Source organism: Bizionia hallyeonensis, assembly GCF_042657385.1.
Lineage (GTDB): Bacteria > Bacteroidota > Bacteroidia > Flavobacteriales > Flavobacteriaceae > Algorimicrobium > Algorimicrobium hallyeonense.
Genome location: NZ_JBHSLA010000004.1, coordinates 235,347 through 249,454, shown reverse-complemented (window position 1 = coordinate 249,454; position 14,108 = coordinate 235,347). Strand labels below are relative to the sequence as shown.

General features: G+C 33.6%; 15 protein-coding genes. 6 read left to right on the top strand and 9 right to left on the bottom strand.

Features of this window, described 5'->3' with window-relative positions:
- Positions 1-132 precede the first annotated feature (132 nt).
- Complete coding sequence (locus ACFPH8_RS11630; RefSeq protein WP_376861128.1) at positions 133-1,092, bottom strand: Gfo/Idh/MocA family protein; 960 nt, start codon at positions 1,090-1,092, stop codon at positions 133-135.
- A gap of 154 nt (positions 1,093-1,246) precedes the next feature.
- Between ACFPH8_RS11630 and ACFPH8_RS11625 the strand changes: the two genes are divergently transcribed.
- Entirely contained in the window at positions 1,247-1,888 is a 642-nt protein-coding gene (locus tag ACFPH8_RS11625) for a protein-L-isoaspartate(D-aspartate) O-methyltransferase (RefSeq protein ID WP_376861126.1), read from the top strand.
- Here the strand turns inward: ACFPH8_RS11625 and ACFPH8_RS11620 are convergent.
- From ACFPH8_RS11620 to smpB, 3 genes are read right to left on the bottom strand one after another with little or no spacing between them, the layout of a single operon-like run.
- Positions 1,885-2,403 carry an SdpI family protein gene (locus tag ACFPH8_RS11620; protein WP_376861124.1) on the bottom strand — a complete coding sequence of 173 codons (519 nt, stop codon included), beginning with the start codon at positions 2,401-2,403 and terminating at the stop codon, positions 1,885-1,887. The genes ACFPH8_RS11625 and ACFPH8_RS11620 overlap by 4 nt on opposite strands.
- Before the next feature lie 24 nt (positions 2,404-2,427).
- Entirely contained in the window at positions 2,428-2,952 is a 525-nt protein-coding gene (locus ACFPH8_RS11615; RefSeq protein WP_376861122.1) for a hypothetical protein, read from the bottom strand.
- Positions 2,953-2,961: 9 nt separating this feature from the next.
- Positions 2,962-3,417 (bottom strand): SsrA-binding protein SmpB, encoded by a 456-nt coding sequence (gene smpB, locus ACFPH8_RS11610; protein WP_248398814.1) that lies wholly within the window; start codon positions 3,415-3,417, stop codon positions 2,962-2,964.
- A 92-nt stretch (positions 3,418-3,509) separates the two neighbouring features.
- Between smpB and ACFPH8_RS11605 the strand changes: the two genes are divergently transcribed.
- The gene (locus tag ACFPH8_RS11605; protein WP_376861120.1) at positions 3,510-4,271 is read left to right on the top strand and encodes a DUF6503 family protein; all 762 of its coding nucleotides are present in this window, start codon (positions 3,510-3,512) and stop codon (positions 4,269-4,271) included.
- On the opposite strand, the gene ACFPH8_RS11600 is transcribed toward ACFPH8_RS11605, so the two are convergent.
- From ACFPH8_RS11600 to deoC, 3 genes are read right to left on the bottom strand one after another with little or no spacing between them, the layout of a single operon-like run.
- Positions 4,237-4,740, bottom strand: a complete 504-nt coding sequence (locus tag ACFPH8_RS11600) for a SixA phosphatase family protein (RefSeq protein ID WP_376861118.1) — start codon at positions 4,738-4,740, stop codon at positions 4,237-4,239. The two genes, ACFPH8_RS11605 and ACFPH8_RS11600, sit on opposite strands and share 35 nt — an antisense overlap.
- Before the next feature lie 32 nt (positions 4,741-4,772).
- Entirely contained in the window at positions 4,773-5,471 is a 699-nt protein-coding gene (gene deoD, locus ACFPH8_RS11595) for a purine-nucleoside phosphorylase (RefSeq protein WP_248398823.1), read from the bottom strand.
- A 19-nt stretch (positions 5,472-5,490) separates the two neighbouring features.
- A complete protein-coding gene (deoC, locus tag ACFPH8_RS11590) occupies positions 5,491-6,144 on the bottom strand; it encodes a deoxyribose-phosphate aldolase (RefSeq protein ID WP_248398826.1) in 654 nt (217 codons plus the stop codon).
- A gap of 244 nt (positions 6,145-6,388) precedes the next feature.
- On the opposite strand from deoC, the gene ACFPH8_RS11585 reads away from it, so the two are divergent.
- Positions 6,389-7,018, top strand: coding sequence for an OmpW/AlkL family protein (locus tag ACFPH8_RS11585; protein WP_248398829.1), 630 nt, complete (start codon positions 6,389-6,391; stop codon positions 7,016-7,018).
- Between the two features lie 56 nt (positions 7,019-7,074).
- On the opposite strand, the gene ACFPH8_RS11580 is transcribed toward ACFPH8_RS11585, so the two are convergent.
- Both ACFPH8_RS11580 and clpB read right to left on the bottom strand, forming a co-directional pair.
- Positions 7,075-7,461: a hypothetical protein gene (locus tag ACFPH8_RS11580; protein WP_376861115.1), complete on the bottom strand. Its 387-nt coding sequence runs from the start codon at positions 7,459-7,461 to the stop codon at positions 7,075-7,077.
- A gap of 234 nt (positions 7,462-7,695) precedes the next feature.
- Positions 7,696-10,305, bottom strand: a complete 2,610-nt coding sequence (gene clpB / locus ACFPH8_RS11575; protein ID WP_376861113.1) for an ATP-dependent chaperone ClpB — start codon at positions 10,303-10,305, stop codon at positions 7,696-7,698.
- Between the two features lie 212 nt (positions 10,306-10,517).
- Between clpB and ytxJ the strand changes: the two genes are divergently transcribed.
- From ytxJ to ACFPH8_RS11560, 3 genes are all read left to right on the top strand, one after another.
- Positions 10,518-10,904, top strand: a complete 387-nt coding sequence (gene ytxJ / locus ACFPH8_RS11570) for a bacillithiol system redox-active protein YtxJ (RefSeq protein WP_376861111.1) — start codon at positions 10,518-10,520, stop codon at positions 10,902-10,904.
- Between the two features lie 40 nt (positions 10,905-10,944).
- A complete protein-coding gene (locus ACFPH8_RS11565) occupies positions 10,945-12,720 on the top strand; it encodes an amidohydrolase (RefSeq protein WP_376861109.1) in 1,776 nt (591 codons plus the stop codon).
- Positions 12,721-12,912: 192 nt separating this feature from the next.
- The gene (locus ACFPH8_RS11560; protein WP_376861107.1) at positions 12,913-14,106 is read left to right on the top strand and encodes a hypothetical protein; all 1,194 of its coding nucleotides are present in this window, start codon (positions 12,913-12,915) and stop codon (positions 14,104-14,106) included.
- The last annotated feature ends 2 nt before the right edge of the window (positions 14,107-14,108 follow it).

The following is a 14,108-nucleotide window of genomic DNA, read 5'->3' as shown; positions in this document are numbered from 1 at the left end:
TTTATTCCTATTAAAAAAAGGAATGCTGTTAATGTTATCTTGTTTAGCTTTCAACTAATCTCGTACGGAGATGTTTGTTTTTTAAAACCTTTTGGTTTGTGTTATTATTCACTTCTTTCCGGTTGGAACATATTAAAACTGCTCTATAATCATGGTTGCTACACGTAAAGCTTCTGTGCCATCATGAAGTGTAACAATGGGTTTAGTATTGTTTTTAATAGCATCAGCAAAAGTTTCCAATTCGTCTAAAATGGCGTTATTAGTGGTTACCTCTGGATTATCAAAGTAGATTTGTTTTTTAACACCTTCCGCATTCTGTAATACCATATCAAAATCGCCTGGAATTTCTGGTGCATCTTTCATTTTTACGACTTCACATTTCTTCTCTAGAAAATCGACAGAAATGTAAGCATCACGTTGAAAGAAACGTGTTTTACGCATGTTTTTTAAAGAAATACGACTGGCTGTTAAATTGGCAACGCAGCCATTTTCAAACTCAATACGAGCGTTGGCAATATCTGGTGTGTCACTGATAACCGAAACACCACTTGCTGAAACACTTTTAACTTTAGATTTTACGACACTTAAAATAATATCAATATCATGAATCATTAAATCTAAAACAACAGGAACATCTGTGCCACGCGGATTGAATTCGGCTAAGCGGTGCGCTTCAATAAACATGGGGTTTTCAATTTTATCTTTAACCGCTATAAAAGCGGGATTAAAACGCTCCACATGTCCAACTTGTCCACGAATATTGTGCTGGGCAAGAAGTTCGCGAATTTCTTCAGCTTCTTCAATCGTATTAGTAATGGGTTTTTCAATAAAAATATGCTTGCCTTTGGCAATAGCTTTTTTGGCACAATCGTAATGCGAAAGGGTAGGAGTTACAATATCTACCATATCAACAGCGGCTATAAGCGCTTCAATAGTGTTGAAATATTTGTATCCAAATTCAGCTTCTACTTTCTTTGCATTTTCTTCATCTGCATCGTAAAATCCAACTAATTCATATTTATCAGATTGGTTTAATAACCGTAAATGAATTTTACCTAAATGGCCTGCGCCTAAAACACCAGCTTTTATCATTTTTTATCGTTTTGAACAAAAATAAGGTTTTCGCTATTTATTTCTGTGAAAATAGACATAAAATATCCGATTCTAAAATGTGGATAATTTAGACGGATTTTAATTTTAACCCATGAAATGTTTGTGTAATTTTAGACTTTAAAAAAAAGATATTTTGAAGGATACATTTAAGCATAAAGGCATGCGCCAACAGCTAGTTCAGGTTGTTAAAGATAAAGGAATTATAAATACTGATGTGCTAAATGCTATTGGTAAAATTCCACGTCATTTGTTTATGGATTCTGGTTTTTTAGATCATGCTTATCAAGATAAAGCATTTCCTATTGCGGCGGACCAAACTATTTCGCAACCGTATACCGTGGCGTTTCAAACGGAATTACTACAAATAGAAAAAGGCGATAAAATTTTAGAAATAGGTACAGGAAGTGGTTATCAGACAGCTGTTTTATGTGAGCTTGGTGCGCAAGTTTATAGCATTGAAAGGCAGCATGAATTGTTTAAAAAAACAAGTAAATTTTTACCGAAATTAGGATATCGTGCTAAAAAATTAATTTTCGGTGATGGTTATATTGGTTTAAAGGAAGAAGCACCTTTTAAAGGCATTATTGTTACGGCTGGTGCGCCGTTTGTTCCAAATCCATTATTGAGTCAATTGGCAATTGGTGGACGATTGGTTATTCCTGTTGGGGATGATGTTCAAACCATGACCTTATTTATTAGAAAAGGTATCAAGGAATTCGAAAAGCATGAATACGGCGAATTTAGATTTGTTCCTTTATTAGAAGATAAAAACTAGGTTTTTTTCTTTATTAAACTGACAACAACATATATTATTGGACCAATAGTCATTAGGATTACAATTCCCATTAATAGATAATTGGAAAAGTTACTTATAGAATCTGTTTTGTGTAAGCTGACTTGAACGATTTCAAAAGAAATGATTGCAAATAAAAAAGCAATACAGACATTTAAAAAACGAATTAATCGTGTAGCTTCTACATATAATTTCTGGGCATTTTGGGTGGTTATTTTCTGTGCATAATTAAAAATATGCGGAAATTTATTCAAATAAAAAAGCCCATAAACGGTTGCAAAGCCTATTAAATTAAGAAACCAAATACTGCTTTTATCACCATAACGGGTTATTTTTCCCGAGTGGTTAAAATGCATAGGAACTTGTTCTGGTAATTGGCTATAATTTAAAATGATATATAACAGGGTTAAAAGAAGAATTCCAAACGAAAAAACGTCTAGAAAAACATCTAATGTCGATTTTTCTAAAGTTATTCTTGGTCTATTCTCATAAAACATATCCTGATAGCTAATGTGATATAATTAATCTGGTAAATAATCTCGAGGAATTGGTTTGGTTCGGGTTTCCTGCATCCAATAAACGTTAACAATCCACCAACGTAATCCATCATTTAATAACTGAATACTCTTAATTCCACGAAGTGCCGGATAAGGATCGGTAGGACTATGGTAGGCTTCAAACGTGCTAAAAACATGAGCTATATTACCAAAAACTTCCATTTTCCGGTTAATTTCTTTTTCAAAATAGCCATTTTCTTTTAGCCACTCTTCCGAGCTTTTTTTATACTCATCAGGTGTCATAAATTTCGCTAAATGATTCCCGTCTAAACTAGGGCCTGTGGGGATAATTTTTGCACCTGGATAAAACAAGTACTTGAAATCTGCCCAATTGCGGTCGTATCCTTTTTTACCAGAATTAACATGGTATAGTTCATTAATAATAGCATCAATACTACCAACTTTTCTAGAGCTTGGGTCTAGCAGTATTTGTGCCTGAATTTGCGAAACAGTCATTAAAAAGACCATAATTATGAGGGTTTTCTTCATGAGTATACTTTAAAAGCTTTTCTTAATACGATCTAAACGGACTTTATTATCCCGATCTTTAATGGTTTCACGTTTGTCGAATAATTTTTTACCTCTAGCCAAAGCAATAACGAGTTTTGCGTAGCCCTTATCATTAATGAATAAACGTAATGGAATAATGGTTAAACCCGTATTTCTAACCTCTTTTTCCAATTTTTTTAATTCGCGTTTGTTTAGTAATAATTTACGTTCTGCTTTTGGTCTGTGGTTATAATATGTGCCGTACATATATTCTTCAACGGTCATATTAATAACAAATAATTCACCCTGTTCATTAAACTCGCAAAAACTTTCAGCTATGGACGCCTTACTAGCTCTAATAGATTTTATTTCAGTACCAGTCAATACTATACCAGCAGTGTATTTATCTAAAATTTCATATTGAAATTTAGCCTTTTTATTCTTTATGTTAATGGTGTTCTGCATAGAATTCAAAGGTAAATAAATTATGATTGCTTTTCGAATTTATGCTGTAAGTATTCATTAGATTTACGACAGAAATTAGAAATATAGTAAACATGAAACATTTAGCCTTTGTATTAATCGTTTTATTTATTGCTAGTTGTGAGTCTTCTAAAAAAGAGCTGACCGCTAACGACATTGTAAACAAAGCCATAAAAGTTGCTGGTGGTAATAAGTTGGACAGGTCGTCATATTCCTTTCAATTTAGAGATATACAATATCATGCCGCTCGTTATAATGGTTATTATTCTTTGATTAGGGAGTTTCATAAAGATTCTGTTGGGTTTGTTCAAGACTATATTGATAATAATGGATTTGAACGATATATTGATGAAAAACAGGTCATGTTAGCTGATACTACTGCAGCAAAATTAAGTGCTTCTGTAAATTCAGTGCATTATTTTGCCATACTACCTCATGGTTTAAATGATGCTGCTGTAAATAAGCAGTTAATAGGGAAGGTTACAATAAAAGACGTGCCATACTACAAAATTAAAGTCACTTTTAATGAAGAGGGTGGCGGAGAAGATTTTGAAGATGAATTCATATACTGGATTCAAACAGAAACTTTTAAAGTAGATTATTTGGCCTATTCTTATGAGGAAGCGGATGGTGTTGGATTCCGTTTTCGTGAAGCTTTTAACGAACGCTATGTTGGAGGTTTACGTTTTGTAGATTACAATAATTATAAACCAGAAGCCGAAGGTGTTTCAGTAGAAGATTTAGATGATTTGTTTGAAAAAGAACAATTAAAATTACTTTCTAAAATAGAATTGGAGAATATTATTGAGGGTTCACCACTAGAAGTAAATCCTTAATCATAGTATCTGTAAAGGTTAGGATGTACAAATTCCCATTATTACTGTCATCAATATCTTGGTAACTTTCCGTTCCTAAAAATTTATTTACAAATTTGGGTGTGGTATCACTATGTCCAACAATTAGCACGTTATTACCTCTGTTTTCGCTTAACAATTTATCAGTATCTAAAATGTTGGCATTATAAATCTGAATCTTTAGGTTGTTGTTTTTGGCTGTGGGTGAAGCGGTTTCAACAGTACGTTTATAGTCAGATGAATATATGGCCTCAAATTTCACGTTTTTAAGAACTTCAGACCAATATATGGCTCTCTGATTTCCGGTGGCGGTTAAATGCGGGTCTTTATTGTTCGGATTACTTCGGTCTTTTTCGGCGTGACGTATAAAGTAAAGTGTTGTTAATGTGGTATCGTCAGATTTTTCCGCACAACTTGATAATGATAAAAATCCAATAAGAACAAGTGCCATTAAAAACCTCATATGCATTATGATGTATGTGTTTAAGCTAAATCTAAAGCAATAGCAATCATATCTTTAAATGTGGTTTCACGCTCTTGACTTGTCGTGCGTTCTCCAGTAACTAAAGAATCTGAAATGGTTAAAATAGTCAAAGCATTAACATTGTGTTTAGCCGCAATGGTATAAAGTCCAGCAGTTTCCATTTCTACACAAAGCACACCAAATTTAGACCACTTTTTATAAGACTCAAAATTGTCTGCATAAAACTCATCTGAAGTAAAAACGTTTCCCGCTTTAATAGGAATGTTTTTACTTTTAGCTATGTCTACTGCTTTTTGGAATAAATTATAATCGGCTGTAGGCGCGTAATCGGCGCCACCAAAACGCAATTCATTAACACCAGAATTTGATGATGCTGCCATAGCTAAAACAATGTCTCTAACTTTTACATGTTCTTGATAGGATCCAGCACTACCAACGCGAATTAAGTTTTTTACTCCAAATTCATTAATAAGCTCATGGGCATAAATAGAAATACTTGGAACACCCATTCCGGTTCCCATAACAGATATAGGTTTCCCATTAAAAGTCCCAGTGTATCCAAACATATTGCGGACCTTATTGAAACATTTTGGATTGTCTAAAAACGTTTCGGCTATCCATTTGGCTCGAAGTGGATCGCCAGGTAAAAGAATGGTTTCAGCAATTTCTCCTTTTTTGGCTTCAATGTGTACGCTCATAATTAGATTAAATTTTTTGTTATTCCTTGGCTAGTTCCTCCATAATAGAAACACCTGATGATGCACCTATTCTGTCCACACCAGCCTCAATATATTTTTTAGCAGTTCCTAAATTACGAATACCACCTGATGCTTTTATTTTAGCACCATCTTTTATTGTTTTCCGAATCATTTTTACAGCCGTTAAGGTGGCGCCACCTTTAGAAAACCCTGTTGATGTTTTTATAAAGTCGGCTTTGGCATCCAAGCAAATCTGACAAGCCTTTATGATTTCGTTTTTAGATAGTTCACTAATTTCTAATATAACCTTCAGCGTTTTAGAACCAATAGCCACTTTTACATCGCGGATATCTGTATAAACATTAACGTAACTTTTACTTTTAAGCATGCCAATGTTAATGACCATATCAATTTCATCGGCACCATCTTCAATAGCTTTCTTAGCTTCAAAAACTTTGGCTTCGGTTGTCATAGCTCCTAAAGGAAAACCAACCACAGCACAAACTTTAACATTGGATTTTGTTAAAAGCTCTTTAGCTAAAGGTACATAAAAACCATTAACACAAACACTAAAAAAGCGGTACTCTTTGGCTTCATCACAAAGCGTTTTTATTTCCTTTTGTGTGGCAGTAGGTTTAAGAAGGGTGTGATCAATATAATTGTTAATTTCCATAGTCGTAAAAAATAGGTTAAGGTGCTGTAAAAATACGATTAACTGTCTATCTTTTTAACTTTATTGATAAAATTTATCAAATATTTATCAAATTTTAAATGTTTAAAGAAAGTTTAATTTATTTATAAAATTTAGTTCATTGAATCATAGCACATTACTACGTGTAATTTTCACCTATGATTTTTGTCAGTGTTTAAAGCATTTAATGAAATTACTTTTGGGGTATAATTTTAAACTTTATACCATGAAAAAAATAATTTTTAGTACGTTATTAGTGTTTGCCTTTATATTTAATGCGCAAGCGCAAGAGAATCAAACTTCCAATGATGATTACAGTAAGTGGCAAGCGCGTTTTAGGGTAATTGCTGTTATTCCTTCGCCAGGTGATGACATCCCAGGTGCAGATGTGGATATTTCTACAACCTTTGTTCCAGAATTAGATTTTACATACTTCTTTACTAAAAATATAGCTGCTGAATTAATTTTAGCAACTACCAAACACGATGTAGAAGTTGGTAATAATTTGGGAACAACGGATTTAGGTCATGCGTGGTTATTACCTCCAACATTAAATCTACAATACCACTTTTATTTTGGAGATTTTAAACCATATTTAGGTGCTGGTATTAATTATACCATTTTTTACGGGATAGATGAAGGTGATGTAGTTGATATGGATTATGAAAACACATTTGGGTTTTCATTTCAAGTAGGTGTTGATTATAATTTAAATGACAAGTGGTTTTTAAACCTAGATGTGAAGCAATTATTAATCTCAACAGATGTTGAAGTGAACACAGGAGCAGGTATTTTACCTGTAGAAGTGGATATTAACCCACTAGTAGTTGGTTTGGGTATTGGTAGAAAATTCTAATTGAATTTTTAAACCAATAGAATTGAAAAAAGCCGCATATAAGCGGCTTTTTTTATTTATGAATTTGTTTCTTCTCTAATGAGACAATGAATCCAGTTAATGGCATCACCTAAACAGTTGAATATTTCATAAGGTTTATCATAAAAATTGCGTTCATATTCGGCATTCTTTCGCATAACTTCTGTTTCAGGAATTATAGCCATGGCTATTAGATTAGGGATTTTTTCGGTTTCAACATAGGTCAGCGGGTCCACGGAGTAGGAGTTAACACGATTGGATATGTAGCCAATATTTTTACCTAAAAAATGCTTTTCAATCACTTCCTTCAAGTTTGTATTATGCTCTGGATGAATTTCCATACCTTCACCTATTTGACAAATTAGAAAATCGTCGAAAACAAAAATTTCTGCACTTGGTAAATCGTAATAATGAAACATGCCCATATCGTTTGTTTTAATTTTTATCAAAGATAAATTTACGCTAATTTATTTTTTTAATCCGTAATTGTTTATACTAGTAAAATAAGCAAATATTATTGAAAGCCAAAATGTTATGTTCTTTCACAAAAAAAAGCAACGTGCATCCTGTATGGGATTTACGTTGCTTTTTAAAACTAACTAACCAACTTATTACTGAAAACGTCCTTTCGAACTTTTTATTTTCGTTTTAAGGAAACTTTAATACTCTTCAGATACTAAATCACCTTGATTTCTAAATACTAATTTATCATCAAAAGCATCTAGTAGAATAATACTGTCTGTTGAAACCGATCCAGATAGAATTTCTTTACTTAATTCATTTAAAACTTCTTTCTGAATGACACGTTTAACAGGTCGTGCACCATATTCTGGATTGTAGCCTTTTTTTGCTAAATAAGCAATGGCTTCTGGTGTGGCATCAAACGTAATGCCTTGTTTTCCTATCATTTTGGTGATTCCTTTTAATTGTAATCCTACAATTTCTGTAATGTTTTCCTCTGTTAAAGGCGTAAACATAATGGTATCGTCAATACGGTTTAAAAATTCGGGTCTCACGCTTTGCTTTAACAATCCTAGCACTTCTATTTTAGCCAGTTCCATGGCTGCATCTACATCTTTTGTAGCTTCAAATTTCTCTTGAATTATCTGACTTCCCATATTAGAGGTCATAATGATAATCGTGTTTTTAAAATCTGCTAGACGTCCTTTGTTATCCGTTAAATGACCTTCATCTAATACTTGCAATAAAATATTGAAAGTATCTGGATGCGCCTTTTCAATTTCATCTAATAAAACAACGGAATACGGCTTACGTCTTACAGCTTCTGTTAACTGACCACCTTCATCATAACCAACATACCCTGGAGGTGCACCAACCAATCGGCTTACCGCATGACGTTCTTGGTATTCACTCATATCTATTCTAGTCATAGCAGCTTCATCATCAAATAAATATTCTGCCAAGGCTTTTGCTAATTCCGTTTTACCAACACCTGTTGTTCCTAAAAATAGGAAGGTGCCAATTGGTTTCTGTGGATTTTGTAAACCAGCTCTAGAGCGTCGTACAGCATCACTAACGGCAACAATAGCTTCTTCTTGACCAACCACACGTTTGTGCAATTCGTTTTCTAATTTTAATAGCTTTTCACGTTCACTCTGTAACATTTTGGTTACTGGAATGCCCGTCCATTTAGCTACCACTTCTGCAATATCATCATAAGTGACTTCTTCTTTTATTAAAGAACTGTCACTTTGATTGGCTTGCAACTCCTTTTGAAGGGTTTCCAAACGTTCTTGTGCTTCTTTTATTTTTCCATAGCGAATTTCAGCTACCTTACCATAGTCGCCATCACGCTCCGCACGTTCCGCTTCTAGTTTAAATTCTTCAATATCGGATTTTGCGGCTTGGATATTATCTACGACTTCTTTTTCGCTTTTCCATTTAGCATTTAGTTCGTTGCGTTCTTCTTTTAAATTTGCTAAATCAGCACGTAACGTTTTTAATTTCGTTTCATCTTTTTCACGCTTAATGGCTTCAATTTCAATTTCCAACTGCATTACCTTTCTGTCCAAAACATCTAATTCTTCTGGTTTGGAATTGATTTCCATTCGTAATTTAGATGCAGCCTCATCCATTAAATCAATTGCCTTATCTGGTAAAAAACGATTGGTAATGTATCGCTCAGATAATTCAACTGCACCAATAATAGCTTCGTCTTTTATACGCACTTTGTGGTGTGTTTCATACTTTTCTTTAATACCACGAAGGATAGAAATAGCACTTTCCGTATCTGGCTCATCCACCATTACCTTCTGGAATCGACGTTCCAATGCTTTATCTTTTTCAAAATATTTTTGATACTCGTCCAAAGTTGTGGCTCCAATAGCACGCAGTTCGCCTCGCGCTAATGCTGGCTTTAAAATATTAGCAGCATCCATAGCGCCTTGACCACCACCTGCACCAACAAGGGTGTGGATTTCATCAATAAAGAGAACAATATCGCCTTCACTCGTTGTTACTTCTTTGATAACGGCTTTTAAGCGTTCTTCAAATTCACCTTTATATTTAGCGCCTGCAATTAAGGCACCCATATCTAAAGCAAAAATTTGTTTGTCCACTAAATTTTCAGGAATATCACCATCTACAATTCTATGTGCTAAACCTTCCGCGATTGCCGTTTTTCCAGTTCCTGGTTCTCCTACTAAAATTGGGTTGTTTTTGGTTCTTCGAGATAAAATTTGAAGAATACGTCGTATTTCTTCATCACGACCAATAACGGGATCTAATTTGCCTTCTTTGGCTAATTGGTTCAAGTTTTTGGCGTATTTATTCAAAGAATTATATGTGTCCTCTTGACTTTGCGATGTTACACGATCTCCTTGACGTAACTCTTCAATAGCCGCTTTTAAATGGTTTTCCGTAACGCCTTGATCTTTTAGCATTTGAGCAACTTTACTGGACGATTTGAAAATAGCCAAAATTAAATGCTCGATAGAAACATATTCATCGGTCATTTTTTTAGCAATTATTGACGCCTCATTTAAGGTTTTTCCTGCTTCGCGTGAAAGCATAATCTCACCACCAGATACTTTAGCAAAGCTTTCTAATTGCTTATCTAAAGCCTTTTCTAAAATTGAAATATTTACATTCAATTTTTTTAATAGAAACGGTAAAACACTTTCATCAATATTGAAAAGCGCTTTAAAAATATGTTCGTTTTCTATTTGTTGATGTCCAAAGCCCTGTGCAAGCTGTTGAGCTTGCTGTATAGCTTCCTGTGATTTTATGGTATAATTATTTAAATTCATAATAGTATATAATCCGTGTTAAAGGATGTGTTTTTTATGTTTTGTTATTACTAATTGTTGTGCTTGATACCTATAAGTCAATAATCTTACCACTCTATTTTTAGCGACAAAATGTCGCTTAAAGCTCGTGACGGCGTGACTTTTAGTCAGTTTGTAAGATTTGTATAGTTGTTTCGACTTACCTTTAAGATACAAATTTTAGAAATAAAAATATGGGTTTTATAAATAAATTGTTTGGCGGTTCTGGTGAGCCCAAGGAGGAAAAATTGTTGCCGTGGAAGGCTTTAAATGCAGTTGACCAATTAGATGAAATTGCTAAAAAATCGAACACCAAAACGCAAATGATATTTAAACATTCTACACGTTGTGGTATTAGTAAAATGGTGATGAATCAGTTTGTTGATGCCTTCGATGTGGATTTAAATGCGGATTTATATTATTTAGATTTATTGAAATATCGTGATGTTAGTTATGAAACAGGGTATAAGTTTCAAGTGCTTCATGAGTCACCACAATTGTTAATTATTAGAAATGGAGTTGCTGTTGCTCATGCCAGTCATGGTGGAATTAATACATTGGAATTAAATAGATATGTTTAATGTAATTCGTTAGTTTAGTAGGGATTTCAGGATATTTTTTTTGGCTATATTTGTTAGCATATTATATCTAACATTAACCCGAATTTCAATAAAAAAACTACTCTCTATCGTTTTTATTGCATTTCTAGTTTTTGCTTGCAAAGATTCAGAATCTTCAAAAGCTGTTACTGAAAACAATTCTAAATCGGTTTCTACGGTTTATTACAATGGTGATATTATTACCATGTCTGGCGAAACGGCCGAATATGTCCAAGCTCTAGTTGTAACGGACGGAAAAATTAGTTTCGTCGGTAATTCAGATGAAGCTATGAAAATTGCTGGTTCTGGTCACATTATGATAGATCTAAAAGGTAAAACCTTATTGCCAGGATTTATAGACCCACACAGTCATTTTATTAACGCCTTATCCATGAGTAACCAAGCTAATTGCTCACCATCTCCTGCTGGAAATGCCAATGATGTTGCTGGTATTGTTGAGGCTTTAAAAAATATTCAAACAGAAAAAAGTATTCCTGAAGGCGAACTTATTATGGGGTATGGCTATGATGATACGGTTATGCCTGAAGGTAAATTACTAAACCGAGACGATTTAGATGCGGCTTTTCCAAATAATCCAGTTTTGGTTATGCATGTCTCTTTACATGGCGCCGTAATTAACTCCAAAGCTATGGAGAAATTTGGTGTTTCTGATAAAACGGAAACGCCTCCAGGAGGAATTATTGTTAGAAAACCAGGAACAAATGAACCATACGGACTAATTATGGAAACGGCATTTCTTCCTATTTTTGAAAGGTTACCACAACCATCAGAAGCCGAATTAGCCCAACAAATAAAGGATGGACAAATGATTTATGCTGAAGCTGGCGTAACAACGGCTCAAGAAGGTTTGTCTCACGTATCTGATGTGATTATTCTGAAAAAAGCTGCTGAAAATAACGCTTTGTTTATTGACGTTGTTTCATATCCGTTTATAACAGAATTAGATAGTGTTATAAGTACATATGGCGTTGAAGCTTTTGGAAATTACAACAATAAATTTAAATTGGGTGGTATTAAAATCACCATTGATGGATCTCCTCAAGGACGTACCGCTTTATTTACAACACCTTATTTAACAGGTGGCCCTAGTGGTGAAACGGATTGGTTGGGTGAGTCTACTTTTTCCCAAGATGAGGTGAATATTATGTTGAAAAAGGTATATGATAATGGCTTGCAATCTACTTTTCATGCAAATGGAGATGGTGCCATTGATATGTGTATCAAAGCACACGAATTTGCCAGTAACGGAAATCCTACTAAAGAAAGACGAACTACTATTATTCATTCACAATTTGTTAGGGCAGATCAACTTGATAAATATGTTGAATATAAAATGATACCATCTTTATATACTGAACACACTTTCTTTTTTGCCGATGCACATATTAAAAATCGTGGTTTGGAACAAGCTTCCTTTATCAGCCCAATGAAAACAGCTATTTCTAAAGGGTTGAAACCAACAAATCATACCGATTTTAATGTCGTTCCAATTAATCAGTTGTTTGTTATTTGGTCTGCGGTAAATCGTGTATCCAGAAATGGCGAAGTCATTGGAGCTGATGAACGTATTTCACCATTCCAAGCTTTACAAGCCATAACAAGTAATGCAGCTTACCAGTATTTTGAGGAAGATAGAAAAGGTATGCTCAAAACAGGTTTGTTAGCCGATTTAGTAATTCTAGATAAAAACCCGCTTAAAATATCTCCAATGGAAATTAAAGATATTTCTGTTATAGAAACTATTAAAGAAGGGACTACTATTTACAAAAAAGAATAGATTTTTGTCTTGAGTAAATTATTATGAAGAAACTCTCCATGTAAATATTGAGAGTTTTTTTTTGAACTATAATTAGGCAGATTTACAAAACGTCTTCATCTTACTAATTATATGAATTTTGAATTGTCCACATCATTTCATTTATATCACTAAAAAACCCGTATTTTTGCACACTGTTTAAAAAGAAAAAGAATGAAAAAGTATTATTTAATAGCATGTCTATTTTTTATAGGTGTCCAATTGGTTTTGGCTCAAGGAATTACAGGTGAAAAAGTGGAGTTTAATGTGTCGCAATTGCCGGAAGTTTCCATTCCAGCCGATCAGCAATTTTATGCTGTAACCGTTAGTTCACCATATAATGTTACAACGGAGGATGTTATTGCGCAATCTAAAACTGATTTTCAAAATGAATTAGAAGCTTATGATCAAAAAGTAATTGATAGTGAAGCAGAATACAAAACAAAATTAGAACAGCACGAAACGGATATTACCCTGGCAAAAGAAAAATTCGAATTAGAATCGAAAGAATTTAGCGAGTTAACACTATTAGAACGATTAGCTTTAACAGATCAAGGAAAAAAACCGACATTAGTTTTACCTAATAGACCAACCTATTATAAGCCAGCAGAACCGATTTATAGAGATCCAGATTTAAATGATTACGTTATTGTTGATAACATCATTTTGGCCAGTAAAATTGTAATTAATGGTTTGGAACGTGGTCAGAATATTCTAAATGTTCAAGTAGAAATTGATAAAGTGAATTTTCAAGATAATGCCGGAAAATCTTTTGCTAATCAACCAACAAAAATTGTGGTGACGTTAAATGGCGAAGAAAATTTCAAAACAGATTTATTTACGGAATTCGAAATGATTTCTAATTACCCAACAAATAATATTAATAAGAATAGGGAAGAGAAGAAGTATTTGGAAAAGGTTATGCGAAAAATTAACCAACTTTTGAATGAGCGTTATGGTTATATCAATCAAAGAAAATCGATGTATTTGGAAGTGGTTAAAAATCGTAAAAACACTTATGACGAGTTAGAGAAAGCACATATTTATGTCTTAACGAATTTGAAGAAAATCCAAGAAGATCCAAATTCAAGAATGACCATTTCAGCCATGGAAAACATGCAGAAAGGCATTGATATTTGGAATAATGTATTGACGCTAGTGGATTACAAAGACTCCAAAGCGGATTACAATGCTAAAATAGCACAATACGTTTATTTCAACCTGATAAAACTACATGTTGCTTTAAACAGAAAGGAAGAGGCAGAGCGGTACTTAAACGATTTACAAGAAAATTTAGTGAACATTAAACTATCCTATGATGATGAAAAAACATTGGAACGTTTAGAACAAGAAATCTATAACAATTAACC